This window comes from Streptomyces hawaiiensis (assembly GCF_004803895.1).
Classification (GTDB): Bacteria; Actinomycetota; Actinomycetes; order Streptomycetales; family Streptomycetaceae; genus Streptomyces; species Streptomyces hawaiiensis.
This window is the reverse complement of the sequence record NZ_CP021978.1, coordinates 8,209,283-8,235,529: the sequence shown is the minus strand read 5'-3', so window position 1 is coordinate 8,235,529 and position 26,247 is coordinate 8,209,283. Positions and strand designations below refer to the sequence as shown.

Here is a 26,247-nt window from a genome sequence, read left to right as displayed (position 1 = left end):
GAAAGGAAACACATGCCTCAGGACGTCCGGTTCGACCTGCCCTTCGACACCCCGGTCAGCCACCCACACGCCTCGGGCGAAGCAGCGCATCTCGGATCCAGGGGTCGCGCTACGCCTGACGGGCCGCGAGTGCTTCCTGATCAACACAGCTGAGGCGGCGATGCAGGTGCTCGCCTTGCGGCAGGAGTGCCGTCATCGCAGCAGTCGTGCCCCTCGCGGTCGTTCGTAGCAGGAGCCAAAGCCGGTCGCGTGAGTCCGGCTGTCCGGCGAGGCCGTCGCGGAAAGTACAGAAGATTCCCGGACACGGCCGGTCGACGACCACGGTCGATCGATTCCGTTGCCAGGACCACAGCTCATTGGGAGACCGGTGTGAAATCTCGAGTCGCAGGTGCTGTTCCGGAGGCGTCCGCCGACAGCTCGCTCCCGGCGCAGCCAGGCGCCCAGCTCCACCCCACGGAGGCAGGGAACACCCTGGCCCGCCTCTTGGTGAAACACATCAATGGGAGCACGGAGCAGTACCGAAGGTCCCAGAACGCCGCTCAGCAGCGGCTGAACGCATTCGGCTCCCCTCAATCCAGCACCACGCTGCGTGTGGAGGGAGCCCTCCATCTGGCGCGGCCCGCGTTTCTCCCGCCCGACGAGGAGGGCTACGCCAGGCTGAGGCACCTCGACACCAGCCTGCGCATGATCGAAGCAGCCTTCCCCCAAGTCAGCACCGACATCGAGGTCTGCAGACTGACCTGCGCGATGCTGGAAGGGGCCTGGAGGAGCCGGGCACTCACCCCGCCGCGCGAGGAGGAGCAGACAAACGTCTGCGCCTGCGCTCTGTGCCGTCGGCTGCCCGCGCCCCCCGCACGCACGCTGGACGACTACCGCTGGCGGCAGAGCGCCGGTCGTCCCCTCACCGTCAAGACCTGGCCGCACCGCCGGGAACTCGACAGCGTCCTGACCGGTGGATGGTCCTGGACCCGGCAGATGAACGACCTCGAACGAGACCTGGGCCACCGCCACCGCTTCGAGGACGACATCCTCGTCTTCCACGAATACAAACGCGTGGTCGACACCATCGACACAACGCGCCTCACCCGGCACGTCGAGGGCCGCCTGGCCGAGAATTTCAGCACCAACAGCGCACGGGCCCTGGTCTCCGGACTCTTCGCAGCCCACAAGCGGTCCGTCGACGAGTACTGGCTCCAGCAGCACGACGCGGGCAGCGTCATGCTCCCCCAGACCAACCCGCTCAGTCACAGCACCTACTCAGCGCTGCAGATGCTGGACTGCCTGTTCTGGCACGTCGCCCCCGACACCGAACTCTGGCAGGAGGAGAACCTCGCCTCCCTGCTGCTGTGCCGCGTCATCGACGACATGGCCGATGTACGAGCCGACGCCCTCACCGGCGAGATCAGCAACTTCTGGCTCGCCGACATGCCCACCCACACCAAGGCGCTCTACGCCGCCTGCGCGATAGCCCTCGTCAAGTACGGCTGCATGCCCGAGGCCCACAGCCCGATGTGGAACACCTGGCTGATGAACACCACCATCGTCTGGATGGGGCTCACGGGCCGCCACGCCCTGTGGTTCGACGGCATCACTGAGGGCCTCCCCCCGGCCGAGGAGTGCCCGCTGTGCGACCTGCAGCCCAACCCGTGCACCGGCATCCTCACCCACGGCACCACCCTCACCATCGCCCCGCGGCCCACCGCACCAGCACTGAGCACCCGGACCGCCGAGCTGTCCGCACGCTGTCGAGCCCAATACCCCCGGACATGGCCCCTCTTCGACGCCGAGCTCCATGCCTTCGAAGCACTGCACGGCCCCTGGTACGGCAACACGGACAGCACATGGGAGATCTTGCGCCGCACCTACATCGCCGCCGTGGAGGCATCCAGCGCCGCGCCATCGCCGGAGCGCGCCCGTCATGTCCAACAAGACGCCGGCGTAGTCGGATCCGAGAGGTTCCACACCCTGCACGACCCTCAGACCGGGCGGGAAGACACCGCACTGCTCGCCTACATGTTCGGCTGTGCCCACCCGCATTTCCTCTGGAACGCCACGGGATACCGTCCCACGGGCGTCGCAGGCGACTGGCTCGACGGCTGACGCGTCAACCCTGAAGGCTCCGCCACCGAGGAGTGCCCCGTGGCCACGGCCGAACTCCCCGGACGCAGCTCAGGTTGACGACCTGCTGGGTGTGTGAGCCACCGCCTGCACCCACGCATGGCGTTGCCCGGCCGGAAGCCGGCCGGGCAACGGTCTGCCGGCGTGGCCTAGACGGCGAACTCGACCGGCAGGCTGTCCAGCCGGGACTCCCACGTGGAGGCGGTCGAGCTGAGTTCTTCCGGCGGTACAGCCAGGCGCAGGTCCGGCAGCCGGTGCAGCAGGACGTCCACGCCGATCTCGATGATGGACTGGCCGATGTTCTGCCCGGGGCACTCGTGCGGTCCGGAGCTGAACGCCAGGTGCGACTGGTTGCCCTGCACGGCGACGGCCGGGTCGGGCCGTACCTCCGGGTCGACGTTGCCGGCGGCCAGGCCCAGGATGAGCAGTTCTCCCTCCTGGACGTGATGGCCTCCGAGCTCCAGGTCGGCGGTTGCGAACCGGCCCGGCAGCACGGACAGCGGCGGGGTGTCCCACATGACCTCTTCCACCGCTGAGGAGATGTTCAGCTCCCCGCTGACCAGACCGGACAGCCGGGCGGAGTCGGTGAGGACCCGTTGCAGGACCCGGGCCAGCAGGTTGCTGGTGGTGGTGTGCGCGGCGATCAGCACCAGGCGCAGATGGCTGACGACCTCGTCGTGGTCGAGGCCGGCCGGGTGCTCCAGCAGGGCCGTGGCGAAGTCGGAGCCCGGCTCTGCCCGCTTGCGCTCGGCGAGTTCCGCGAGGATCTGCATGATCCGGTCGTTGTGCTCGAGGGCGCCCTCACCGCCCTTGAAGACCTCGGCGCACGACTCGATCAGGCGTAGCCCGTCCGCCGCGGGAAGACCCAGCATCCTGGTGAGCACGAGCATCGGCAGTTGCTCGGCGTAGTCGGCCACGAGGTCGGCGCGCCCGGCGTCGGCGAACGCGTCGATCTGCTTGTTCGCGAAGTACGTGACGTGCCGCCGGATGCCCCGGGCGGCCGCCGCCTGCAACCCGTCGGTGACGGCGCCGCGCAGCCTGCGGTGCGGTTCGCCGTCCTGGGACACACAGTCGGGGCGCCAGCCGACCATCGGCATGATCGGCGAGGTCTCCTCGATCCGGCCCTCCCGCCAGTCCCGCCAGATCCTCGCGTCCCGGCTGAACTGGCGGGGGTTGTCGAGCACCCGCCGGTTGTCGCGGTAGCCGAGGACCAGCCAGGCGGGCACGTCGCCTTCGAGCAGAACCGGCGCGACCGAGCCGTGCTCCTTGCGCAGCCGCTCGTAGATGCCCACCGGGTCGGTCGCGGCGTCCGGGCCGTACAGCCTGGTCAGGTCGGCCCCGTGGTGGGCGACGGGGCAGCCCCGCACGGCCTGGAGTCCGGATTCGGTCGAGTCGTTCATCGGGGCTCCAGGGCCACGGCCGAGCGTTCCTTCAGATGGTGGATCAGTGCGACGAGGACGTCCCGGCTGGAGGCCCGGTCGCGGGCGTCGAAGGCCACGACCGGAGTGTGCTCGGGGATGTCCAGGGCGTCCCGGATCTCCTCGGCCGGGTAGTTCCGCGAGTCGGGGAAGACGTTCAGCGCGACGACGAACGGGACTTCCTGCCGTTCCATCTCCTCGATCGCCCGGAAACTGGATTCCAGGCGGCGCGTGTCCACCAGGACGATCGCGCCGAGGGCCCCCTTGAACAGCCCGTTCCACAGGAACCAGAACCGCTCCTGCCCGGGCGTGCCGAACAGGTACAGCACCAGGCTCTCGTTGATGCCGATCTTGCCGAAATCCAGGCTGACGGTGGTCTGCGTCTTGTCGGCGACGCCGATGAGATGGTCGACGTCGGCACTGGCCTGGGTGAGGGTCTCCTCGGTGGTGAGCGGCTTGATGTCGCTGACCGACCGGACCATGGTGGTCTTCCCGGTACCGAACCCGCCGGCGATCATCACCTTCACGGAGCGGGTGTCCCCGGCCGAGCCTCCGGGTTGGTCAAAGCCTTTCAAGTCCACTGAGTACCTCCTCAAGGAGCGCGAGGTCGGGCCCGCGGCCGGCTTGGTGTGCCGGGATGGGGTTACGGGCTTCGACGCGACCTGCGTCCAGCAGGTCGGACAGCAGCACCGCGAGAATGTTGAAGGGGAGCCCGAGGTGAGCGCCGAGCTCGGCGACCGACAGCGGGTCGCGGCAGCGGCGGAGGATCTCCTCGTGCTCGTGCTGCATGCCCGGTAACGGGGCGGCGCGGGAGACGACCAGGGTCGCCACGTCGAGGCTCGACGCCGAACCGCCCGGTCCGCTGCGCCCCCCGGTGAGGACGTAGTAGCGCTCGAGACCGGACGGGTCCGACGGCTTGCGGGGAGCACTCATCCAGAGTGCTCCTCCAGGCGCGGAGTGGTGCCGAGGAGCTCACCCATCCTGCGGGCCAGGTCTCTCATCTGGTGCCCGAGCAGGCCCTGGTCGAGGCCTTCCCTGGCGAGGACACCGAGGTACGTCTCCACACCCGCGCGCACGACGAAGAGGTGCCCGCCGTCCACCTCGATCATCGCCAGGCGCAACTGCCCGGCGTACTTGGGGAACTGCTCGGCGACCGGCTGGGCCAGGGCCTGCAGGCCGGCCACCACGGCCGCGAAGCGGTCGACGTCGTCGGGGTCTTCGGCGCCGTAGGAGGTGATGGCCTTGCCGTCGCTGGAGGCCACGAGGGCGAAGCGGATCTCCTGGATGCTCTCGACGAGATCGCGGAGCGCCCAGCTCACATCTGTTCCTTGTTGCGTCATGGGACTAGTCGCTCTCTTCGGTGCGGTGCTCGGTGTACTCGCGTCCGGCGAGGGGGTCGCGGTCGTCGGCCGCCTCGGAGGCCTCCGCCGCGTCGCGTCCGGCGGTGGCGAAGGCGGCGAGACCCGAGAAGGACGCGTCCGGCGGTACGGCGGCGACGGCGCCCCGCTCGGTCCGCTCGGCCGGCCTGGGCGCCTCCGTCTCGTTCCGCTTGCTGCGGCGCCGGGGCAGTCCGCCGGGCGTGGTCTCCCCGGTCTCGGCCTGCGCGGCCCGTGGTTCGGGCACGCTGAGCGTCTCGCGGGCCGGGGCGGCGGTGCGGACCTCCGGGGCGGGCGCGGCCGTGGGCAGCGGGCTGAAGTACTTGTGCGGGACCACGACCACCACGGAGGTGCCCAGCCACGGCGAGTCCGCGAAGGTGACGCGGATGCCGTAGCGGCGGGCGACGGCGCCGACGACGCGCAGGCCGATGTTGGCGTCCTCGGTGATGCCGCCGAGGCCCGCGCCGGGCGCGGTGCCCGCGAGGGCGTGCTCGGCCTCGCGCTTCTTCTCCTCGCTCAGGCCCTTGCCGGAGTCCTGGATCTCGATGCCGACGCCGTTGGGGACCTCCTTGCCGGAGATGAGCACCGGCTCGGTGGGCGGCGAGTAGCGGGCCGCGTTGTCCAAGAGGTGGGCCAGGATCAGTGTGAGGTGGTCGACGAGGCCGCCGTCGACGCCGAGTTCGGGCAGGTGGCGCACCTGGATCCGGTGGAAGTCCTTGATCCGGCCGATGCCGCCGCGCACCACGCTCAGCAGCCGCTGCGGCTCCTGCCACTGCCGTCCGGGCCGGTCGGAGCCGCCGAGCACGCCGATGCTCGCGGCGAGCGAGTCGGCGGGGCCGAGCTCCTGGTCGAGCTCCATCAGGCCCCGGGCGACGGCCGGCAGCCGGCCGTGCTCGCCCTGCATCTCGTGCAGACGGCCACGGAGCTTGCTGGTCAGGACGTGGATGCGGTTGCCGATGCTGATCACGGCCTGCTCGGCGGAGGTGGAGCGGTCGAACTCCGCCTCCAGGCCGATCAGGGAGGTGCGCAGCAGCTTGCGCAGTTCGGCCTGGAGCTCCGAACTGACCTTGGCGCACTGGTTGACGGTGGGCAGCAGGTCGTCGATGGCGTCGCCGGCGCGCAGCTTCTCCATCGCGTCGGGCAGCTGCTCGTCGGCGAGCCGGGCGACCGCTGCGAGCTGGTGGGAGAGCTGCTCCTGCCAGACCTCGGCCTGGTCGGCGAGCTGGGCCTCGTAGGACGTGGCCTGCTCGGTCAGCCGTTCCTCGTAGGCCCGGGAGTGCTCGGCGAGCTGCGTCTCGTACGTGGCGCTCTGGTCGGCCAGGCGCCGCTCGTACGTCGCGTTCTGCTCGTTGAGCTGGGCTTCCAGGCCGGCCCGCTCGGCGGCGAACTTGCGTTCCAGGCCCGCCACATGCTGCTGCCACTGCTGGTTGTGCTCGGCCTGCGTGGTACGGAAGGAGCCCTCCGCCCGGTGCAGTTGTGCCCGGGTGCGTAGCAGCAGCCGTACGCACACGGCACCGGCCGCCGTCGCCGCGAGTCCGGCGACGGCTGCGGTTATTCGCTCCGAGCTCATGAACGTGGCGGCAACGGTCCCGCCTCCCAAGCCCAGCGGCAACAACCACCAGCTGTACCAGGCGACAGGGGCCCGCGCCGCCGGTGGCGGAGTGGCGAGTTCCATCTGCATCCTTCGAAGCAACACGATCGAACAGGGGGGTGTGTGGACCGCACTCATGAGTACGCACCGCGAGTCGACTGAACGCGATCGCGTCAACTCGCAGCGCCGATCGGAACCTTATCGGGTTTGGGCCCGAAAGGATCAACTTCGCCCCCCGGCCGGACGTGAGGGTTCCGTCACGCTCCGACAGAAGGCAACAGGTCGACAAATGGCTTTGCTGCCAGTGGAATTGGGCTGTACGCCAGGCCGCGCACGCGTGCCTCCGGCGTCAGCGCGCGGTCTGGAACGTGCGGCGGTAGGCCTGGGGGGAGACGCCGATCGCCGCGTTCAGGTGCTGGCGCAGGGACGCGCCGGTCGCGAAGCCGACCCGGCCCGCGATCTGATCCACTGTCAGGTCGCTGGACTCCAGCAGATGCCGGGCCCGGACCACACGCTGCTGGATCAGCCAGCGGCCGGGACTGAGACCCACCTCGTCGTGGAAGCGGCGGGCAAAGGTGCGCAGGCTCATCCGGGCATGGTCGGCGAGGTCGGCGAGGGTGAGCGGTTCGCCGAGGCGCTCCAGGGCCCAGGCGCGGGTGGCGGCGGTGCTCGCGGCGCCCCGCTCGGGGACGGGCTGCTCGATGTACTGGGCCTGGCCGCCGTCCCGGAAGGGCGGGACGACACAGCGGCGGGCGACGCTGTTGGCCAGGCGGCTGCCGTGGTCCTTGCGGACGAGGTGCAGGCAGATGTCCACGCCGGAGGCGGCCCCGGCTGAGGTGAGGAAGGGGTGGTCGTCGACGAAGAGCACGTCCGGGTCGAGGTCGACGCGCGGGAACAGGCGCCGGAAGTGGTCGGCGACCAGCCAGTGGGTGGTCGCCCGCCGCCCGTCGAGGAGACCGGCGGCGGCCAGGACGAAGGCGCCGGTGCAGATGGAGACGATGCGGGTGCCGGGGCGGATGGACGCGAGGGCGGCCAGGACGTCGTCGGACACCTCGTCGGTCAGCCGGTCGGGCGTGACGGGCGCGATCACCACCGTGCCCGCCGTGGCCAGGATTTCGGGGCCGTGCTCCACGGTGACGCCGAAGTCCGCGTTGGTGCGCACCGGGCGGCCGTCGACCGAGCAGGTGAGGACCTCGTAGCGGCCGTCGGCCGCGCCGAGGATCCGGCTGGGGATGCCCAGCTCGAAGGGGTACACCCCGTCCAGGGCCAGGACCACCACTCGCTCACGTCGCATGGCACGATCCTATCGAAGGTTGGCAATCGTGCCATTGGCGTGCGGCGTGAAGACGGGCACGCTGGTTGACCATGAGCACACAGAAGACGATGCGAGCCATCAGCCAGGACGTCCTCGGCGGCCCCGAGGTCCTGAAGGAAGTGGAGATCGAGCGCCCGGTACCGAAGCCGAACGAGGTACTGGTCCGGGTGCGGGCCGCCGGGGTCAACCCGACCGACTGGAAGCACCGTGCGACCGGCGGGTTCCTGGGCGAGCCGCCCTTCGTCCTGGGCTGGGACGTCTCCGGGGTGGTGGAGGCGGTCGGCATCGGCGTCGTGGCCTTCGCGCCCGGTGACGAGGTCTTCGGCATGCTGCCGTATCCCTATGGGCACGGCTCGCACGCCGAGTACGTCATCGCCCCGGTCCGCGCCCTGGCCCGGAAGCCGGCCGGCGTCGACCACACCCGGGCGGGCGCGCTCCCGCTGGTCTCGCTCACCGCCTGGCAGGCGCTGACCGAGCACGCAGGCCTCCGGCCCGGGCAGCGGGTGCTGATCCACGCCGCGGCCGGCGGGGTCGGACATGTGGCGGTCCAGATCGCCAAGGCGCGCGGTGCGTACGTGATCGGTACCGCGAGCGCGGGCAAGCACGAGTTCCTGCGCGAGATCGGTGTGGACGAGGCGGTGGACTACCGGGAGACGGACTTCACCGAGGCCGTGAAGGACGCCGACGTCGTCCTGGACACGATCGGCGGCGACAACTCCCTTCGCTCGCTGCGCGTGCTGCGCCCCGGCGGTGTCCTCGTCTCGATCCTCCCGGGCGGCTCGGACGACCTCTACGAGGAGGCCGAGCGGCTCGGTGTGCGGGCGCTGCGGATGCTGGTGGACGCCGACCGCAGCGGCATGGAGGCGATCGCGGAACTGGCCGAGGCCGGGAAGCTGCGCGCCACGATCGCCGGGACGTTCCCGTTGTCCGACGCGGCGGAGGCACACGCCCTGGGCGACACCGGCCGGACCACGGGGAAGCTGGTGCTGCTGAACGACTGACCCGGTCGGCCCGGCGGATCAGAAGGTGAGAACGGGCTTGATCGTCTTGCCGGACCTCATGTCCTGGACCGCCCGGTCGATGTCCCCGAAGGGGTAGGTGCTGATCAGGCGGTGCAGTGGGAGCCGGCCGTCCTTCACCAGGCGGACCAGGGCCGGGATCATCGTCTGGGTCTCGCTGTCGCCGAGGGTGAGACCGACGATCCGCTTGCCTCCGAGGAGGCCGTTGACGTCCAGGGCGACCTCGGTCCCGAAGGGCGGCGCGCCGACGACGACCAGGGTGCCGCGGGCGGCGAGCGCGTCGACGCCCTGCCGCAGGACGCCGACGTTGCCCGTGGTTTCCACGACACCGTCCGCGCCCTGCCCGCCGGTGATCTCGGCGAGGGCCGGGGCGAGGTCCGTGCCGCTCGTGTCGACGGTGTGGGTGGCGCCGAGCTCCGTCGCCAGGGCCAGGCGTTCGGCGACCCGGTCGACGGCGACGATCCTGGTGGCCGGAGTGAGGGCCGCTGCCATCACGGCGGACAGGCCGACCGCTCCGGCGCCCAGGACGACTACCGTGCCGCCGGTCTCCGGCTTCAGGACGTTCCAGACGGCTCCCACTCCGGTCTGTACCCCGCAGCCCAGCGGTGCGATGGACTCCAGCGGTACGTCCGGGTCGACCTTGACGAGGCTGCGCTCGTCGGCCAGGGCCCGCTCGGCGAAGGAGGACTGGCCGAAGAAGTGGCCGCCCAGGGCCTCGCCCTCCCGGCTGATGGTGCTCGTGCCGTCGGCGCGGGTGCCGCCGAGCAGGTTCAGCGGCAGCCAGGTCGCGCAGTACGCGGGGTGGCCGCCGCGGCAGTTGCGGCAGCCGCCGCAGGAGGTGAAGGAGAGCAGGACGTGGTCGCCGGGCGCGACGCCGGTGACGGCGGAACCGACGGCCTCGACGACGCCCGCGCCCTCGTGGCCCAGGACGCCGGGCAGCGGGAAGGGCAGCCCGCCGCTCGCCACCCCCAGGTCGGTGTGGCACAGGCCGGTGGCGACCATGCGGATCAGCGCCTCGTGCGGGCCGGGTGCGTCGAGGACGACGTCGGAGAGGGTGAAGGGCGCGCCGCCGGATTCGACGACCGCGGCACGTGTGGTGGTGGGCATCGCGATGACTCCTTGACGGTGTCTCAGTCGAGCGAGACGACGACGGACTTGACCTTGGTGTAACCGGCGAGGGCCTCGGGCCCGTACTCGCGGCCGTAGCCGGAGTCCTTCACCCCGCCGAAGGGCACCGCGGGGTCGAGCATCGCCCAGTCGTTGACCCAGACGATGCCCGCCTGGAGCCGGTCGGCGACGCGGTGGGCGCGGGCGAGGTTGGTGGTCTGGACGCCCGAGGCCAGGCCGTAGGGCGTGGAGTTGGCGAGGGCGACGGCCTCGTCCTCGTCGTCGAAGGGCTGCACGGTGAGGACCGGGCCGAAGATCTCCTCCTGGATCACACGGGAGTCGTTGGCCAGGTCGGCGATGACGGTGGGCCGGTAGTAGTAGCCGCCGTCGAGGTCGAGCCGCTCGCCGCCGCAGACGATCCGGGCGCCCTCCTTGCGGGCCAGGGCGACGTACTCCTCGACCTTTTTCAGGTGCTTCTCGGCCGCCATCGGACCGATGACCGTGGCCGGGTCGCGGGGGTCGCCCACCGGCACGCCCGGCACGGCCTCGGCGAGGATGCCGAGCATCGTCGGATACACCGAACGGGCCACCAGCAGGCGCGGACCGCCCATGCAGAACTGGCCGGTGTTGAAGACGAAGCCCTTGATGACCGCGCCGACCGCCTTCTCCAGGTCGGCGTCCTCGAACACGATGTGGGCCGCGTTCCCGCCGAGCTCCATCGTGACGGGCTTGAGCGCCTCGCCGGCGACGCTCGCCACGTGCCGGCCGATCGCGGTGGAGCCGGTGAAGGCGACCTTGTCGACTCCGCGGTGCCGCAGCAGCGCCTCGCCCGCCACCGGGCCGGTGCCGGTCACGACGTTGACCACGCCGTCGGGGACGCCCGCCTGCTGGAGCAGCCGGGCCATGTACAGGGCGCTGAGCGGGGTCTCGTCGGCGGGCTTGTGCACGACGGTGTTGCCGGCCGCCAGCGCCGGGGCGAGCTTCGAACCGGCCAGGATCAGCGGGAAGTTGAACGGGGTGATCGCGGCGACCACCCCGAGGGGCTCGCGCTTGGTGTAGGCGAGGGCGTTCATGGGCAGGTCGCGCAGCGCGCCGTCCTGGCTCTGGGCGAGATGGGCGTAGTACTCGTAGTCGTTGGCCGCGTTCGTGACGTCGACGGCGCCGCACAGCGTGATCGGCTTGCCGACGTCGAGGCTCTCCAGTGCGGCGAGCTCGTCGGCGTTCTCCCGGATGAGCTCGGCGACACGATGCAGCACCCGGCCGCGCTCGCGGCCGCTCAGGCCGGACCAGGCGCCGTCGTCGAAGGCCTCGCGGGCGGCGCGTACGGCAGCGTCGACGTCGGCGGGACCCGCTTCGGCGACGGTGGTGACGACCGTGCCCCGGGAGGGGTCGACCACCTCGGTGCGCGCCCCGTCGGCGGCTTCGCGCCATCGGCCCCCGATGAACAGCTGCCCGGGTGTGCTCTCGAAGGTGGTCATCGCCACTCCTCAGCTTCGTCGCCAAGATTTCAACAAACAGGATTCCTGTCTGTGCGCAGTCTCTTTACAGACAGGTTTCCTGTCAATGGTCTAGCCTGCCCTCATGCTCGACACACAGGTGACCAAGGCGCCCCCTTCCCTGCTCTACATGGTCAAGCAGGTGGAGCTCGTCGTGCGCTCCCATCTGGACGAGCTGGTCAGACCCTCCGGGATCACCGCCCTTCAGTACACGGCGCTGACCGTGCTGGAACGGCACGACGGGCTGTCCGCGGCCCAGCTGGCGCGCGACTCCTTCGTCACCGCCCAGTCCATCGCGGACCTGGTCCGCTCCCTGGAGCGCCGCGGGCTGGTGCGCCGGGAACGCAACCCCCGCAATCGCCGGGAGCTGCTGATCCTGCTCACCGAAGACGGCCGTGAGATGCTCGCCCGGCACGCCGGGCCCGTCCGGGAGCTGGAGGAGCGGATGGTGCGCGACCTCACCGCGCACCAGACCGAGCAGTTCCGCGAGGCACTCGCCAGGGCGTGGCACGCCCTGTCCTGACCCCCCCCGGGCTCGGTGACACGCCCCCCGCGGACACGCCCGCGCACGCCCCGGCGTGAACCTCGGCCAACTCGGCCGGAATTCAAAGACATATGTCAATCGAACATGCTCAAATTCACTCGTTGGAGGGTAACTTGCAGGGCGGGGAACGGCGTTGAGGCCGTAGCCCCTCCCCACGCACGGAGCAGGCTGGAGGCGATCTCGTCGTGCGGCAGGAACCTGCACCGCTCACCCGGCATCTGCGCGTCCGCCAGGAACGGGGACACACGGTGCTGGAGTTCCGCGGCGAGATCGACCTCGCCGCGGCCACGGAGATCGCACCGCACCTGGACCGGGAGACGGACCGCCCCGCCGCCCGGGTCGTGATCGACCTCAGCGGGATCGACTTCTTCGACTGCTCAGGACTGCGGCTGCTGTACCGGGCCCGCAGCCGGGTGCTGGACCGGCGGGGCCATGTGCTCCTCGTCTGCGCGCACCCGCTCACCCTGCGCGTCCTGCGGATCACCGGCCTGTCCCGGATCCTGCCTCCGCAGCCGACGCTGGACGCCGCGCTGGAGCAGCCGGAGGCGACCTCCCGCCCGTGACGGGCGTGCGCCCCGCGTGCTTCCGCCGGGGCCGTTCCCTCTTCAACTCGGCGGTCTGGCGCGGGCTGTGGCGGGCATCCGGACGGTAGGAAGGAGGGCCGTCGCATGACGACTCCCGTCAAGCGCCTCCCCAGGCGCATGCCCGGCTGGGCGAAGGTGGTGGCCGCGCTCGTGCTGGTGCTCGTCGTGTTCTTCGCCGGGCTCCGGCTCAGCGTGCTCCCGGGCCTGAAGGACCTGTTCGGCACCGACACCCACGACCGGTCCGGCCCCGCGCTGCTGAAGTCCATCCAGGACATCAGCCGTTACGACGCCGCCTCCGGCAACTTCCAGGTCGTCGTCGACCTGGAGAAGGACGCCAAGCTGCTGCCCGACGCCATCCGCGGCACCCGCACCCTGTATGTCGGCGCGGGCACCGTCGACGCCTATGTCGACCTGGGCAAGGTCGGCGAGAACGACGTGAAGGTCAACGACGACCGCACGTCCGCCACGCTCCGGCTGCCCCACGCGCAGCTGGGCAGGCCCGCCCTCGACCCCGACCGCTCCTACGCGGTCTCCAAGCAGCGCGGTCTCTTCGACCGCCTCGGCGACCTCTTCTCGGACAACCCCAACGGCGAGCAGGCCGTGCAGAAGCTCGCGGTACGGCACATCGGCGACGCGGCGAAGGAGAGCGAGCTGACCGCACGCGCCGAGTCGAACACCACCGGCATGCTCGAGGGCCTGCTGCGCTCCCTGGGCTTCAAGGAGGTGCGTGTCTCGTACGGGAGCTGATCGGCTCCCGTAGGACGTGGTCCTCGGCGTGCCCGGACCGCGGACGCCTGAACGGCAGGGGCCCGACCCGGGCGGCGAGGAGCCCGGGCCGGGTGTCGGCCCCGGTCGTGGGGATGAGCCCCGGCGCGGCCTGGACGAGGCCGGGCAGGACGCCGGGCGGGGCCCGGTGGCGGCGGGGACCAGCGTCATGATGTCCGGGGATTCGGCTCAGCCGCCGCCGGGTCCCCGGCTCCTCGCCGGAGCCGGTCGTCTCGCACCCGTCCCCCTCTCCCGGCCGGGGCCTTTGGCCGGGGCACCTTTGGCCGGGGCCTAGGAAGACCCCGGCGGTGTCCGCGCTCGCGAGCGCGGGGGCGAGGATCCAGCCGTTCACCGGTGGGCCACCGTCCGCCGCGGCCCACCGAGCGGCACTTCGGCGCGCGGCTCCTGGCCGGGAGTGCTCCGGGGAACGCGGGGAAACCGACGGTGGGAACGGTCCCCGGCGATGCCGTCGGCGACCGTGGCCGGGAACGGCCCCCCACGGCATCCTCGGCCCGCCCGGGGGTAACCGCCTTGTCACGCAGGGAAGTTGAAGACTGGAGGACTCACCATGGCCAGTGCAGCCTCACGTCCCCGGACCACCGGGTCCGGGAGCGAGCGACGCCCGCTCCCGTGGCCCGTCCGGCTGCTGGCGGTGCTGTGCGCGTTCACGTTCATGGTCGCCTTCGCCGTGGTGCTGGCCCGGCTGACCCTCCAGCCCTCGCCCGCCTCGGAGGCGCTGACCCACAGCAATCTGCAGCCGGGCAGTTCTCTGAGGGCCTATCTCGACCAGCCCGAACTGCGGGACGCCGTCAAGCAGATCGGCGGCAACATCGTGCTGGGCATTCCCTTCGGCGTCCTCGTGCCCGTGGTCGCGCCCCGCACCCGAGGCATCCTGCGCGTGCTGCTCCTGACCGCGATCGTGATGCTCCTGGTGGAGTTCGCCCAGGGCGCCCTGGTCACGGGCCGCGCCTTCGACGTCGACGACGTCATCCTCAACACGACGGGCGCGCTCATCGGTTACCTGCTCCTGGGACGCCGCCTCAGCAGGGCCGTGCACGCGCGCAAGCCCCGGCCGGGCCGGGCGGGGAAGGAACCGTCGGCCGGCAAGGCCTAGTGCGCGGCGGACAAGGCTCAGTGCACGGTCCAGGTGTACTTGTCTCCGCCCACCCAGCGGACCACGTCCGGGTCGTCCATGTCGTGCACCGTGATGCCGAACGCGGCCGCGGCCGTCAGCACGTCGGTGACGGCCCGGGCCTCCCCGACCACCTGACCGTCGATCTCCACGATCCGGAACGGCGGTGTGCCCGGCTGTACCCCGAGCACCATGATCCGCGGGTGGGGTATGTACGGGCTCGCGCTTTCGGTCATGCATCGAGCGTAGAACGCAACCGGCGCCGGCGCGGGTTCAGGGCGCCCGCCGGACCGGCCGGCCGCTCAGGGGCGGCGCCAGTCGTGCCCGGTCAGGTGGGAGCCGGCCTGCGGGCCCATCCGCAGCATGCCGCCGTCGACGCTCCAGGACGCGCCGGTGACGTACGAGGCGTCCGGACCGGCGAGGAAGGCGATGACGGCGGCGACCTCGCGGGCGTCACCGGGCCGGCCGAGCGGGATGCCCGGGCGGCTCTCGGTGTGCGGGTCGGTGTCCTCCTGCCCGGTCATGGGCGTGGAGATCTCGCCGGGCGCGACGGCGTTGACGGTGATGTGGTGCTCGGCCAGTTCGAGCGCCATGACCTGGGTGAGCAGCCCGAGACCGCCCTTGGCGGCGCAGTAGGGGGCGGCGCCCACCCGCGGCTGGTGCTCGTGGACGGACGTGACGTTGATGATCCGGCCCCCCTCCCCGTGCCCGATCATGTGCCGGGCCGCCTTCTGCCCGCACAGGAACGGCCCGACGAGATCGACGTCGAGGACCTCCCGCACGTCGGACAGCTCCAGGTCGAGGAAGGGCGTCATGGTGCCGGTGCCGGCGTTGTTGACCAGCACGTCGATGCGGCCGAGCCGCTCGCACAGGTCGTCGACGGTGTCGGCGGCGTCGGGCAGCCGGGTGAGGTCCATCCGGGCGACCTCGGCCCGCTGCCCGTGCGAGCGCACCTCGTCGGCCGTCTCCTCCGCGCCCTTGCGGTCGCTGTGATAGGTGATGCCGACGTCCATGCCCGCCTGCGCCAGGCGTACGGCGGTGGCCCGGCCGATGCCGGAGTCGGCGCCGGTGATCACGGCGACCTTGCTGGGTGACGCGCTCGGAGCGGACATGACGAGCCTCCTCGTCGACGGAGTGGGGACGAGGCATCGCAGTACCCGAGGGGATACCGGGCAAACCGTCCGCCCGTCGTGCGGCCCGCCGGGCGCTGGGGAACCCTTGAGGTGGAGGTGGCGATGGACCCCGTCGAGGCACTGGACCGGATCGCCTTCCTGCTGGAGCGGTCCCTGGCACCGACCTACCGCGTGCGCGCCTTCCGTACGGCGGCCCGGGTGCTGAAGGACCTGGGCGAGGACGAGGTGCGGCGGCGGGCGGCGGACGGCTCGCTGGAGAAGCTCAAGGGGGTCGGCCCGAAGACGGCGCAGGTGGCGCGGGAGGCCCTGGCCGGCCAGGTGCCCGGTTATCTGTCGAAGCTGGAGGGCGAGGCGCGGGAGCGGCCGGCCGTGCGGGGCGGGGAGAAGCTGCGGGCGTTGCTGCGCGGGGACTGCCATCTGCACTCCGACTGGTCGGACGGCGGCAGCCCGATCGAGGAGATGGGCCGCGCCGCCGCGGAACTGGGCCACGAGTGGGCGGCCCTGACCGACCACTCACCCCGGCTGACGGTGGCCCGCGGGCTGTCGCCCGAGCGGCTTCGGGAGCAGCTGGACGTGGTGGCGGAGCTGAACGAGACCTGGGCGCCGTTCCGGCTGCTGACCGGCATCGAGTGCGACATCCTCGAGGACGGCACGCTCGACCAGGAGCCGGAGCTGCTGGACCGGCTCGACGTGGTGGTGGTGTCGGTGCACTCCAAACTGCGCATGGACGCCCGGTCGATGACCCGCCGGATGGTGGCCGCCGTACGCGACCCGCACTCGGACGTGCTCGGGCACTGCACGGGGCGGCTGGTGACCGGGCGGGGGCGGCCGGAGTCGGAGTTCGACGCGGACGAGGTGTTCGCGGCGTGCGCGGAGACCGGTACGGCGCTGGAGATCAACAGCAGGCCGGAGCGGCTGGACCCGCCGCGGCGGCTGCTGCGCCGGGCCGTGGACGCGGGGGTGCTGTTCTCCGTCGACACCGACGCGCACGCGCCGGGGCAGCTGGACTGGCAGATCAACGGGTGCGCCCGGGCCGAGGAGTGCGGGGTGCCGCCCGAGCGGGTGGTGACCACGTGGTCCCTCGACGAGCTGCTGACCTGGACGCGTGAGCGGCGGGTGCCGTCCGGCGTGGCGGGCGGCTGACGTGGTACCCGCGCGGCCTGAGACGAAGGGACTGCACTTATGGGAAGCGCGGGACGGGCGGCCGTGTTCGACGTCGACGGCACGCTGGCCGATACCAACCATCTGCATGTCGTGACCTGGTGGGAGGCCTTCCGGCAGGCGGGCCACCAGGTGCCGATGCACGCCGTTCACCGGGCCGTGGGCCTGCCGTCGACCGACCTGATCGCCCATCTGCTGGGCGACGACCGGGACACGGACCAGGACGCCGCCATCAGCGCCGGGCACAAGGCGCTGTACGGGCAGTACTTCGACCGGCTGCCCGCGCTGCCGGAGGCCGGGGCGCTGCTGCGGCGGCTGCACCGGGACGGCTGGACGGTGGTGCTGGCCACCTCGGCGGGCGGCGCGGAGCTGAGCGCACTGCGCCGGGCCATCGACGCGGACGAGGCCATCGCCGCCACGGCCGGCGCCGACGACGTGAACGAGGGCAAGCCCGCCCCCGAGCCGGTCGAGCACGCTCTGGAGCTGGCCGGGGTGCCGGCGCGGCGGGCGGTGTTCGTCGGCGACACCGTGTGGGACATGCGCGCGGGAAGCAGCGCCGGGGTGCGCTGTGTGGGCGTCCTGTGCGGCGGCGTCCCGCGCGCCGATCTGGAGGAGTCCGGCGCGGACGCGGTCTACGCCGACCCCGCGCACCTCCTGTCGGCCCTCGGCGACAGTCCACTGTCGTGAGGCGACGTGAAACCGCCGGTCACACGGATACCCGCAGCGCATGACGCGTGTGACGAGTGCGGTACGGCGGACGGCGGGAGTCTTCCGCGGGCGGAGGGACAGCGACGAGGACCCGGGTGGGCGGCCCCGGGGAGCACCGACGGCGCAGGGGCGGATGCGCGGCCTGGAGCAGGGAGCGCGCGCCGTGCGGCCGGTGGATGCCGTACGCCGCGACACGCGGGGCGCCTGGAACGCCGCGCGGGCGGCGTGGCGCGGGCCCGGGCGGGAGCGGGATCTGGTCGTCCAGTCGCTGAAGGCGGCCGGGGCGGCGGTGCTGGCGTGGCTGGTGGGCGGCGTCTGGATGGGCGACCCACTGGCGCTGATGGCGCCCTGGGTGGCGCTGGTGCTGGTGCAGGCCACCGTGTTCAGCTCGCTGGTGCAGGGCGCGCGGCAGTTCGGCGCGATCTGTGTCGGCACCCTGCTCGCCTCGGGTGCGCAGGCGATCACCGACGACACGACCGGCGCGCTCGCGCTGTCCGTGCCGGTGCTGATGCTGCTGGCGAACTGGCCCCGCTTCGGCGACCAGGGCATCTACGCGGCGACCACGGCCCTGTTCACCATCTCCTCGGGCATGGTCAGCCTGTCCGCGGTCGGGCACCGGGTGGGGCTGGCCGCGATCGGCGCCGTCATCGGCGTCGCCGTCAACGCGCTCGTCCTGCCGCCGATCCACCTGCGGGACGTACGGGAGAACCTGGCGGCGCTCGCCCGGGAGGCGGGGGACGTGCTGCACACCGTGGCCGGCGATCTGCGCGAGGGCGAGTGGGGCGCGCAGACCGCCTCCGGCTGGGTCAGCGCCGCGACGCGACTGGACCACCGTCTGAAGGCGTTGCGCTCGGCGCGCCGGTGGAGCCAGGAGAGCCTGCGCCTGACCTACGCCCCGCTGCGCGCCCTGCACCGCGTGCCGCACGGAGGTGTCCTGCCGTCTGAGGAGGAGGACGAGCGGCTCGCCCGGGCGACCGGGCACGTCATGACGCTCACCCGGGCCCTCGCGGTGTCCGTGGACGACAAGCGGACGCCCGCCCCGCCCGAGGGCCCGGCTCTGCGCTCGTACGCGCGTCTGCTGGAGCTGATCGGGGACACCCTGCGCGCGGAGGCCGACAGTCTGCTCGACGGCAGCGTGACCGCCCGGCCGGGCGAGGAGAGCGAAAAGGCGATGCGGGAACTGCACGAGGAGTTGCAGGAAAAGCTGCGCCGACACGCCGGGGAGGGGGCCGCTCACACCATGGTCCTGGGCACGCTGCTGCTCCAGGCGGAGAACCTCTGGGCCGAGACTGTTCCGGGCGACCAGGAGCAGTGACGCACCTCACCGGGCCCGGTGCGCGGGGCCCGGAACACCCAGCGGTGGTTGCCCGTTGAACAAGGTGTGGGTCCGGACAGGATCCGCCCCTGAGCCGCCCCGGCCGTGATTCCCCCGTCCGGCCGGGGCTTCTCTCTCCCCACGTGCAATCCGCGCCAGCCGGGTACTCGGTCACCTCTCACGGAACCACGCGGCCGAGAGGAGCACGAGGTGAGCAGCGGAACGGGCATGAAGGTCGTCGTCACGGGTGCCACCGGCAACGTGGGCACCAGTGTGGTGCGCCTGCTGTCGGAGGACCCGCAGGTCGCCTCCGTACTGGGCCTGGCCCGGCGGATCCCCGACTGGTCCCCGCCGAAGACGGACTGGGCCGCCGTCGATCTGGCGTCCGAGCGGTCCGAGCTGGTGGAGCGGTTCACGGACGCGGACGCGGTGGTCCATCTGGCCTGGGCGTTCCAGCCGACGCACGACCCGGCCGCGACCTGGCGCACCAACGTACTCGGCAGTGTGCGTGTCTTCGAGGCGGTGGCGGCAGCCGGAGTGCCGACGCTGGTGCACGCCTCGTCGGTCGGCGCGTACTCGCCCGGCCCGAAGGACGAGGCGGTGGACGAGTCGTGGCCGACGCACGGCTGGCCGGACGCCGCGTACTGCCGGGAGAAGGCCTATCTGGAGCGGGCGCTGGACACGTTCGAGCGCGACCGTCCCGAAACGCGGGTGGTGCGGATGCGGCCCGCCTTCCTGTTCCAGCGGGAGTCCGCGAGCGAGCAGCGCCGCATCTTCGGCGGCCGCTTCCTGCCCGGGCCGCTGGCCCGCCCGGAGCTGCTGCCCTTCCTGCCCGACATCCCGGGGCTGCGGGTGCAGGCGCTGCACACGGACGACGCGGCGAACGCGTACCGCCTCGCGCTGCACTCCGATGTCCGGGGCGCCTTCAATCTGGCGGCCGACCCGCCGGTGGACGCGCGGCTGCTGGGCGAGATGTTCGACGCGCGTCCGGTGCGGCTGCCGCGCAGTGCGGCCAGGTCGGCGATCGCCGCCGCCTGGGGCCTGCATCTGCTGCCTGCCTCTCCGCACCTGTTCGACGCGGTGCTGCGACTGCCGCTGATGGACTCGACGCGTGCGCGCACGGAGCTCGGCTGGCGGCCGGAGCACACGGCTCCCGAGGTGCTGGAGGAGTTCCTGCAGGGCCTCCAGCAGGGCGCGGGTGCGCGGACGGAGCCGCTGCGGGGACGCAAGGTGGGCTGATCCGGGCGAGCCGCCCGGGAGGCCCCGCGGCCCCCCGGGCGCGCCGCACGAGCGGCCGGGGACATGCCCGAGGGCCGCAGCCGACCCCCACAGCCGGCTGCGGCCCTCGGTGGGATGCCCTCCTCAGGCGGAGGGCTCGTCCGGCACCGGGTGCTCGGGGTGAACCGTTCCCGAGCGCGGTGCTCCCTGCCGGCCCGTCCCCGCTTCGTCCGTGTCGGGGACGTCATCGGCGGGCTCGTCGGTCTCGTCGTCGCCCTTGTGCTGGTCGTTCTCACCGGAGCCCGTGAAGCGCGGGGCGACCTCCCACGGGTCCTCGCCGTCGTCGGCCTGCTGGTCCGGCATGTCCCGCGGGATGGGGTCACCGTTCTCGCCGGGTCCTTCGAGGCGGTGGTCGGTCACGGCGCGCTCCCTTCTGTGGTCCGGGCGCCACGCGAGTACCTCCGCGGTGATCGGCGAAACCTCAGCGCGGTGTCCGCTCCTGAAGGCGTGGCGCGATGTTCCTCCACCCCTTGCTTCACGACGTGAGCCGACCCGCGTCCGCCGGGAGGGTCAGGAACCCCGCTCGATCTCGTCCAGGGCCGCGACGAGTTCCGGGTCGACCCTCTCCCGCACCCACCGCTGATGCTCCTCACCGGCTTCACGGGGAACCGTCTCGATGAGCATGATCAGGTACAGGTAGGCGCGGTACAGGGCGAGGCGCAGGCGGGCCGGGGCGTCGAAGCGGGCCCGGCCGCCCGCCTCGCGGTAGCCCGCCAGGAACTCCTCGTCCTCCCTGATGTCGCCGAGCAGCGCCAGGGAGACGAAGTCGGCCAGTGGATCGCCCCAGAACATGCGCTCCCCGTCGATGAGGCCCCCGATGCGGGCCCGGCCGTCCGGGCGGTCGACGAGTATGTTGCCCCGCCACAGGTCGAAGTGGACGAGACACGGGTCGGTGACCTCGTCGAGGGCGCCGTACGCGGACGCGGCGGTACGGGCCACCGCGTCGACGGGGCGGGGCAGCCGGGCCCCGTAGCGTCGGGCGTCGTCGAGGACGGCGTCGAACATCGCCGTGAACGCGGTCCGCCAGTCGGGGGCGAGCGGGCCGAGGGCGCCGGAGGGGTAGCCGAAGCCGGGGCCGGTCACGCGGTGCAGGCGGGCCACCTGGCGCCCCAGCTCCGCGCGCAGGGCGGTCTGCTCCGTGTCGGTGAGGGTGCCGTCCCACGGGTCGCCCGGGACGGCAGTCATCAGCAGGAAGTCCTCCCCAGCGAGCGCCTGCCGCGGTGTGGGGACCCCGACCCGCGCTGCCGAGCGGTAGAACTCGGCCTCGGAGACGAGCAGCCGCTTTTCGTGCCGCATACCGGGGACGGCCGCGGCGGGCGGGATCTTGAGCACATAGCGGCTGCCGTCGGTGAGGCGGAGCTCCTCGACGGTGTTGTATGTGCCGCCGGTCAGCGGGGCGAGGTGGGTGAGGCGGCCGGGGTCCAGGCCCGCCGCCTGAAGGATGTGCCGGGCCCGTTCCCATGAGTCCACCACCGTGTGCCCACCCCTCCCCTGCCGCCGGTCAGCCGGCCGCGTACACGTCCTCGATGTAGCGCCCGTCCGCGATCAGCCCGTCGAGCCACTGCTCGGCGGCGGCCTCGTCGGCATCCGGCGCGTGCTTGCGGAACAGCGTACGGAACGCCTCCCGCACCCCGGGCGCCATTCGGGAACCGTCTCCGCAGACGTACACCCGCGCTCCGGCGTCCAGCAGGGCCCAGACTTCCTCGGCCTCGGCGGCGATCCGGTGCTGCACGAACCGCACCTCGCCCTCTGGGGTCTCGCTGAAGGCCGGGCGGAGGGAGACGGCTCCGGCGGCCTCGGCGGCGCGCAGTTCGTCGGCGTGCAGGAAGTCCGCGTCGGGGGCGTCGCAACCGAAGTAGCACAGGGCCGGGGCGAGGCCGGTGCCGGCCGCGAGGGCCGCCGTGCGGTCGGCGATGACACCGCGGAACGGGGCGAGGCCGGTGCCCGCCGCGACCATGACGACCGGTGCCGGGTCGCCGGTGACGTCGATGCGGAAGGCCTCCCGGCAGGGCTGCACGCGCGCGTACACCGTGTCGCCGGGCTCGACGGTGGTGAGGTGGCCGGAGCCGGTACCCCGGTAGACGCCCCTGCCGGAGCGGGCGGGCGCCTCCAGCAGCGACACCATCAGGTCCACATGGCCGGGGTCGAGGGCGGGCGAGGAGGAGATGGAGTAGTGGCGCGGGCGCAGCGGGGTGAGGAGGTCGAGGAGCCGCGGCCAGTCCAGGGCGCCCCGCAGCGCCGGGTGGTCCTCCAGAATCTCCACGAGGGTGCGCGGGTCGTCGGTGAGGGCGGCCAGGGCGATGCGCTCCGGCGGGCAGGGATTGGCGGCGGCGAGTGCGGCCAGCTGCCCGGCGCTCGGGCGCTCCTGCAGCTCCACGTGGTGGGTGAGGAGCTGCCGTACCGTCACGGGCCGGTCCACGGCGATGCCGTCGCGGCGCGGACGGGTGGGGCGGATGTCCAGGACGGTGTCGAGGTCGGCGCCGAGCGCGGTGGCGGCGCGGGTGACGAGATCCGGGGCGTTGGCGGGGAGCACGGTGAGGTGGTCGGCCGTGCGGTAGCGGGCGCCGTCCGGCAGCGCGACGCGGACGAACCGCTTGCGGCGCGCGTAGCCCGGCGCGGTGAGGTCGCGGGCCTCGGTGACGCGCATGGGGACGAGGCCGTGCCGTTCGGCGAAGGCGTCCAGCGGGCCGCCGGTCAGGGTGCGGACCTCGTAGGCGGCGACGGGCTCGGGGGCCGGGGTCGTGGCGTCCGGGTCGCCGTAGCGCTCCAGGAGGGCGGTGCGCAGGGCCGCGGTGAAGGCGCGGACGGTGCCGGTGAGGTCGCCGGAGGCGTCGGCGGCGGCGCGCTCCAGCAGGCGGCCGGCGCCGGACGCGGCGAGCCGCTCGTCGATCCGGGTGGGGACGTGCTGGTAGGTGGCGGCCCAGTTGCGGTCGCCGACGCCGAGGACGGCGTACGTCACGCCGGACAGGTCGTGGGTCTCCTCCAGCCGGGCGGCGAACGCCATGGCGTCGTCGGTGGGGCGGCCGTTGTAGGAGGCGGCGGTGATGACGACGGGCCGGTCGGTGGGCAGGCCGCCCGCGTAGGTGTCGAGGGGCGCAACCTCGGTGTCGCAGCCGATCGCGGCGGCCTCGTCGGCGAGCCGGCCGGCGAAGTCGCGGCAGGTGCCGTAGTTGCTGCCGTGCAGGAAGAGGGCGGCGGTGCCGGGGCGGACGCGGGCGGGCAGGCCCTGCGGCTCGGCCGACTCGGTGTCCTGGGCCGGGGCGGCTCCGGGCAGCGGCGTGTGGACCCGGTCGGCGGCGGTGCGCGGGGTCAGCGCGAGGGTGAAGCCCTCGGGCTTGAGTGTGAGGGTCTCCTTGACCGTGAGCCGGTAGTCGGCGTGGTCGTTCAGCCGGTAGCGGTGGACGAGCATGGCCAGCAGCATGGTCGCCTCGTGCAGCGCGAACTGCCGCCCGATGCAGGCGCGCTCGCCGGTGCCGAACGGCTTGAAGGCGTGCACCGGGCGCTCCGCCTCCGCCTCGGGCGTGAAGCGGGAGGGGTCGAACAGCTCGGGGTTGTCGCCCCACACGGGCTGCCGGTGCAGCATCGGCGTGAGGACCAGGGCTGACTGCCCGGCGCGCAGCGGGATGCGGCCGCCGAGCAGGGTGTCCTCGCGGGCCTGCCGGGAGAAGACGGCGGCCGTGGGCCAGAGCCGGAGCGCCTCGTTGAGCACCTGGCGGGTGTAGGTCAGCCTGCCGACCTCGTCGTACGTCGGCTCGGGGTCGGCCTGGTCGCCCCACAGCGCGTCGGCCTCGCGCCGCACCAGCTGGAGCGCGGTGGGGTGCTTGGCGAGGTAGTACAGCGCGAAGGACATGGCGCCGGAGGTCGTCTCGTGGCCGGCGATCAGGAAGGTGATGACCTGGTTGCGGATGTTGGCGGTGTCGAGTGTGGTGCCGTCGGCCGGGTGCTCGGCGGTGAGCATCAGCCCGAGGAGGTCGTCGGCGGCGCTCTGGTCGGTGCCGGTGCGGGCGGCGATGACGTCGTCGACGACCCGGGCGAGGTAGGCGGAGTCGTCGCGGAAGGCCGCGTCCTGCTCGGAGTAGTCCCGGCCCGGGACGCGCGCCAGGCGGGTCATGCTCCACTCCAGGCAGCGGACCATCGACTCGACGAAGGGGTGCGGCTCGGCGCGTTCGAAGGAACCGAAGTCGTAGCCGAAGCCGGCGAGTCCGATGGTGTCGAGCGTCATGCGGGTCATGTCGTCGGGGACGTTCACCGGCTGCCCGGCGCGGGCGTCGCGGTCCCAGGACGCGATGAGCCGGCGGGCCACCTTCAGCATCACCGGGTGGTAGGTGCGCATCGAGCCCAGCGCGAAGGCAGGCATCAGGATGTCGTGCGCCTTGGCCCAGTTGGGTTCGTCGTTGTACGCGGTGAACAGGCCGTCGGCCGCGAACTCGCGGACGTTCTCCAGACCGGGCCCGATGTGCTTGGCGAACCGCTGTTCGTCCGCGAGGTCGGCCACGAGATCGAGGTCGCCCACGAACAGGGTGTCCCGCCCGTGCAGCCGCCGCACGAACACGGGCCCGTGCTCGCGCATCAGATCCATGGCCTGCTGGACGGGCGCACCGCCGGGTCCGGTGGCGGAGATGTCGGCGACGGGGACGCCGGGGAGGGTGTCGTCGGTCAGGGGAGGCTGTCCGGTGGGGGGCATGACGCGGCAACTGCCTTTCGCGGTACGGAAGTACTGCGCTCCAGCGTGATCCACCGGGCCCGCAGAGCAGTACCGCCGCCCTACATGATTGTGTAGTGGGAGCAGACGCGCCGCTCTTGCGCGGGAGTGGCCCGGCATGGCAGGAGAGGCTCGTGGAACTGGCCCGGCAGGAGGCCGTGACGTGGCGCAACCGTGCCCTGCTCCTGTTCGACCGGGTCGCGATGCCGGTCGCGGTGTGCGATGTGTACGGGGCGGTGCTGCTGGCCAATCCGGCGATGGCCGCCGAGTGCGGTACGACACCGGGGCGGCTGCGCGGCCGTGACGTGCTGGACCTGTTCAGCCCGCGGGAGGCCACGCAGGTGGAGCGCATCGCCGAGGCCCTGCGCCTGCGCCACCGCTCGCGCTACCAGGTGTCGGTGCGCTGGCGGGCCCCCGGCGGCGTGGAGCGCTACGGCGAACTGACGGCGGATCCGGTCAGCGACACGGTGGAGGACACCCCGGCCCTGCTGGTGATGCTCCGGGTGGACGCCGAGCGCGTCCCCTCCCCCACCGCGCCCGGCGAACAGGCCCTCGTCACCCCGATGGAGGCCCGCATCCTGGCGCTTCTGGCCGCAGGCGCCACCACGGCCCGGACGGCCCGCGAGACGGCCCTCACCACGGACGGCGTGACCTACCATCTGCGCCGCCTGTCGTCCCGCTGGGGCGCCTCCAACCGCACGGAACTGGTGGCCCGGGCGTACGCGCTGGGGGTGCTGACCCCCGAGGTGTGGCCGCCGGGCGTCCCGGGCGACAAGGCCTGACGGAAATCCGGTCGCCCCCCGCGACGCGACTGTCTAACCTGACCTGGCCCGCAAACCTAGGACCCCTAGGTTTCACGACGACGCCCCCAGGAGCCCTCCCGTGCAGCCGCTCACCGAGCAGGACATCCGCGCCTCCTTCATCAACTGCTCGAAGGGCGAGGCCAAGCGCCTGGCCGTGCCCCGGGACCTCGGCGAGCGGCCCTGGGACGATCTCGACTTCCTGGGGTGGCGTGACCCGGGGGCGCCCGACCGGAGCTACCTGGTGACGGAGCGGGAAGGACGGCTCGTCGGGGTCGCGATGCGGTTCCAGGCCGCGCGGCGCGGGTTCCTGCACCGCAGCATGTGTTCCCTGTGCCTGACGACGCACCCGCGGGGCGGGGTCTCCCTGATGACCGCCCGCAAGGCGGGGCCGGCCGGGCGCGAGGGCAACTCCGTCGGTGCGTACATGTGCACCGACCTCGCCTGTTCCCTCTACCTGCGCGGGAAGAAGGCGCTGGAGACCGGGGCCCGGTTCGAGGAGAGCCTCACGCTGGAGGAGCAGATCGAGCGGACCACGAACCAGCTGGCCGCCTTCCTCGACAAGGTGTCCGCCTGAGCCCCCTCGGTCGCCCGTGGTGTGCCCCGGCACTACCGTCCTTCATGAGCGTCCTTCATGGATGTGATCATGGATGCGTTCGATACGCCGGGGAAGGGGAACAGCCCG

At 72.4% G+C, this 26,247-nt stretch carries 25 protein-coding genes; 12 read left to right on the top strand and 13 right to left on the bottom strand.

Annotated features, from left to right (window positions below; translation table 11 throughout):
• The first annotated feature begins 591 nt into the window (after nt 1-591).
• The gene (locus CEB94_RS37370; RefSeq protein WP_175436366.1) at nt 592-2,100 is read left to right on the top strand and encodes a hypothetical protein; all 1,509 of its coding nucleotides are present in this window, start codon (nt 592-594) and stop codon (nt 2,098-2,100) included.
• A 167-nt stretch (nt 2,101-2,267) separates the two neighbouring features.
• Here the strand turns inward: CEB94_RS37370 and CEB94_RS37365 are convergent, their stop codons facing one another.
• The 6 genes from CEB94_RS37365 to CEB94_RS37340 form a co-directional block, all read right to left on the bottom strand.
• Nucleotides 2,268-3,518 (bottom strand): cytochrome P450, encoded by a 1,251-nt coding sequence (locus CEB94_RS37365; protein WP_175436365.1) that lies wholly within the window; start codon nt 3,516-3,518, stop codon nt 2,268-2,270.
• Nucleotides 3,515-4,117, bottom strand: coding sequence for a GTP-binding protein (locus CEB94_RS37360; RefSeq protein WP_175436364.1), 603 nt, complete (start codon nt 4,115-4,117; stop codon nt 3,515-3,517). Before CEB94_RS37360 ends, CEB94_RS37365 begins: the two co-directional genes overlap by 4 nt.
• The gene (locus tag CEB94_RS37355; RefSeq protein WP_175436363.1) at nt 4,098-4,469 is read right to left on the bottom strand and encodes a DUF742 domain-containing protein; all 372 of its coding nucleotides are present in this window, start codon (nt 4,467-4,469) and stop codon (nt 4,098-4,100) included. Before CEB94_RS37355 ends, CEB94_RS37360 begins: the two co-directional genes overlap by 20 nt.
• The gene (locus tag CEB94_RS37350) at nt 4,466-4,876 is read right to left on the bottom strand and encodes a roadblock/LC7 domain-containing protein (RefSeq protein ID WP_003994857.1); all 411 of its coding nucleotides are present in this window, start codon (nt 4,874-4,876) and stop codon (nt 4,466-4,468) included. The genes CEB94_RS37355 and CEB94_RS37350 overlap by 4 nt, the downstream gene beginning before the upstream one ends.
• 4 nt (nt 4,877-4,880) lie before the next feature.
• On the bottom strand, nt 4,881-6,587 hold the full coding sequence (locus CEB94_RS37345) for an ATP-binding protein (RefSeq protein ID WP_175436362.1): 1,707 nt from the start codon (nt 6,585-6,587) through the stop codon (nt 4,881-4,883).
• Nucleotides 6,588-6,852: 265 nt separating this feature from the next.
• A complete protein-coding gene (locus tag CEB94_RS37340; protein WP_175436361.1) occupies nt 6,853-7,797 on the bottom strand; it encodes a GlxA family transcriptional regulator in 945 nt (314 codons plus the stop codon).
• A gap of 71 nt (nt 7,798-7,868) precedes the next feature.
• On the opposite strand from CEB94_RS37340, the gene CEB94_RS37335 reads away from it, so the two are divergent.
• Nucleotides 7,869-8,819 (top strand): NADP-dependent oxidoreductase, encoded by a 951-nt coding sequence (locus CEB94_RS37335; protein WP_175436360.1) that lies wholly within the window; start codon nt 7,869-7,871, stop codon nt 8,817-8,819.
• Between the two features lie 18 nt (nt 8,820-8,837).
• Here the strand turns inward: CEB94_RS37335 and CEB94_RS37330 are convergent, their stop codons facing one another.
• Both CEB94_RS37330 and CEB94_RS37325 read right to left on the bottom strand, forming a co-directional pair.
• Nucleotides 8,838-9,944 (bottom strand): NAD(P)-dependent alcohol dehydrogenase, encoded by a 1,107-nt coding sequence (locus CEB94_RS37330; RefSeq protein ID WP_175436359.1) that lies wholly within the window; start codon nt 9,942-9,944, stop codon nt 8,838-8,840.
• Nucleotides 9,945-9,967: 23 nt separating this feature from the next.
• A complete protein-coding gene (locus CEB94_RS37325; RefSeq protein WP_175436358.1) occupies nt 9,968-11,422 on the bottom strand; it encodes an aldehyde dehydrogenase family protein in 1,455 nt (484 codons plus the stop codon).
• A 103-nt stretch (nt 11,423-11,525) separates the two neighbouring features.
• On the opposite strand from CEB94_RS37325, the gene CEB94_RS37320 reads away from it, so the two are divergent.
• The 4 genes from CEB94_RS37320 (at nt 11,526) to CEB94_RS37305 (ending at nt 14,447) form a co-directional block, all read left to right on the top strand.
• Nucleotides 11,526-11,963 (top strand): MarR family winged helix-turn-helix transcriptional regulator, encoded by a 438-nt coding sequence (locus CEB94_RS37320; RefSeq protein ID WP_175436357.1) that lies wholly within the window; start codon nt 11,526-11,528, stop codon nt 11,961-11,963.
• Nucleotides 11,964-12,169: 206 nt separating this feature from the next.
• Nucleotides 12,170-12,547, top strand: a complete 378-nt coding sequence (locus CEB94_RS37315) for an anti-sigma factor antagonist (protein WP_175436356.1) — start codon at nt 12,170-12,172, stop codon at nt 12,545-12,547.
• A gap of 105 nt (nt 12,548-12,652) precedes the next feature.
• Nucleotides 12,653-13,315, top strand: coding sequence for a DUF4230 domain-containing protein (locus CEB94_RS37310; protein WP_175436355.1), 663 nt, complete (start codon nt 12,653-12,655; stop codon nt 13,313-13,315).
• Nucleotides 13,316-13,901: 586 nt separating this feature from the next.
• Nucleotides 13,902-14,447: a VanZ family protein gene (locus CEB94_RS37305; RefSeq protein WP_175436354.1), complete on the top strand. Its 546-nt coding sequence runs from the start codon at nt 13,902-13,904 to the stop codon at nt 14,445-14,447.
• Nucleotides 14,448-14,464: 17 nt separating this feature from the next.
• Here CEB94_RS37305 and CEB94_RS37300 read toward each other — a convergent pair whose 3' ends face one another.
• Both CEB94_RS37300 and CEB94_RS37295 read right to left on the bottom strand, forming a co-directional pair.
• The gene (locus CEB94_RS37300) at nt 14,465-14,701 is read right to left on the bottom strand and encodes a hypothetical protein (protein WP_175436353.1); all 237 of its coding nucleotides are present in this window, start codon (nt 14,699-14,701) and stop codon (nt 14,465-14,467) included.
• Between the two features lie 66 nt (nt 14,702-14,767).
• Entirely contained in the window at nt 14,768-15,577 is an 810-nt protein-coding gene (locus CEB94_RS37295; protein WP_175436352.1) for an SDR family oxidoreductase, read from the bottom strand.
• A gap of 123 nt (nt 15,578-15,700) precedes the next feature.
• Between CEB94_RS37295 and CEB94_RS37290 the strand changes: the two genes are divergently transcribed.
• The 4 genes from CEB94_RS37290 to CEB94_RS37275 all read left to right on the top strand — a co-directional run bounded on the left by CEB94_RS37290 (nt 15,701) and on the right by CEB94_RS37275 (nt 20,021).
• Nucleotides 15,701-16,741 carry a PHP domain-containing protein gene (locus CEB94_RS37290; protein WP_175436351.1) on the top strand — a complete coding sequence of 347 codons (1,041 nt, stop codon included), beginning with the start codon at nt 15,701-15,703 and terminating at the stop codon, nt 16,739-16,741.
• A 39-nt stretch (nt 16,742-16,780) separates the two neighbouring features.
• The gene (locus tag CEB94_RS37285) at nt 16,781-17,446 is read left to right on the top strand and encodes an HAD family hydrolase (protein ID WP_175436350.1); all 666 of its coding nucleotides are present in this window, start codon (nt 16,781-16,783) and stop codon (nt 17,444-17,446) included.
• A 154-nt stretch (nt 17,447-17,600) separates the two neighbouring features.
• A complete protein-coding gene (locus tag CEB94_RS37280) occupies nt 17,601-18,782 on the top strand; it encodes an FUSC family protein (protein WP_175437331.1) in 1,182 nt (393 codons plus the stop codon).
• A gap of 228 nt (nt 18,783-19,010) precedes the next feature.
• Nucleotides 19,011-20,021 carry an SDR family oxidoreductase gene (locus tag CEB94_RS37275; protein WP_175437330.1) on the top strand — a complete coding sequence of 337 codons (1,011 nt, stop codon included), beginning with the start codon at nt 19,011-19,013 and terminating at the stop codon, nt 20,019-20,021.
• 123 nt (nt 20,022-20,144) lie between these two features.
• Here CEB94_RS37275 and CEB94_RS37270 read toward each other — a convergent pair whose 3' ends face one another.
• The 3 genes from CEB94_RS37270 to CEB94_RS37260 all read right to left on the bottom strand — a co-directional run bounded on the left by CEB94_RS37270 (nt 20,145) and on the right by CEB94_RS37260 (nt 24,744).
• Nucleotides 20,145-20,420, bottom strand: a complete 276-nt coding sequence (locus tag CEB94_RS37270) for a hypothetical protein (protein WP_175436349.1) — start codon at nt 20,418-20,420, stop codon at nt 20,145-20,147.
• Between the two features lie 150 nt (nt 20,421-20,570).
• Nucleotides 20,571-21,533, bottom strand: a complete 963-nt coding sequence (locus CEB94_RS37265; RefSeq protein ID WP_175436348.1) for a phosphotransferase family protein — start codon at nt 21,531-21,533, stop codon at nt 20,571-20,573.
• Between the two features lie 28 nt (nt 21,534-21,561).
• On the bottom strand, nt 21,562-24,744 hold the full coding sequence (locus CEB94_RS37260; RefSeq protein WP_175436347.1) for a cytochrome P450: 3,183 nt from the start codon (nt 24,742-24,744) through the stop codon (nt 21,562-21,564).
• 221 nt (nt 24,745-24,965) lie between these two features.
• Here CEB94_RS37260 and CEB94_RS37255 point away from each other — a divergent pair, with 221 nt between their 5' ends.
• A complete protein-coding gene (locus tag CEB94_RS37255) occupies nt 24,966-25,544 on the top strand; it encodes a PAS domain S-box protein (protein WP_425472561.1) in 579 nt (192 codons plus the stop codon).
• A 100-nt stretch (nt 25,545-25,644) separates the two neighbouring features.
• Nucleotides 25,645-26,139: an FBP domain-containing protein gene (locus tag CEB94_RS37250; RefSeq protein WP_175436345.1), complete on the top strand. Its 495-nt coding sequence runs from the start codon at nt 25,645-25,647 to the stop codon at nt 26,137-26,139.
• The last annotated feature ends 108 nt before the right edge of the window (nt 26,140-26,247 follow it).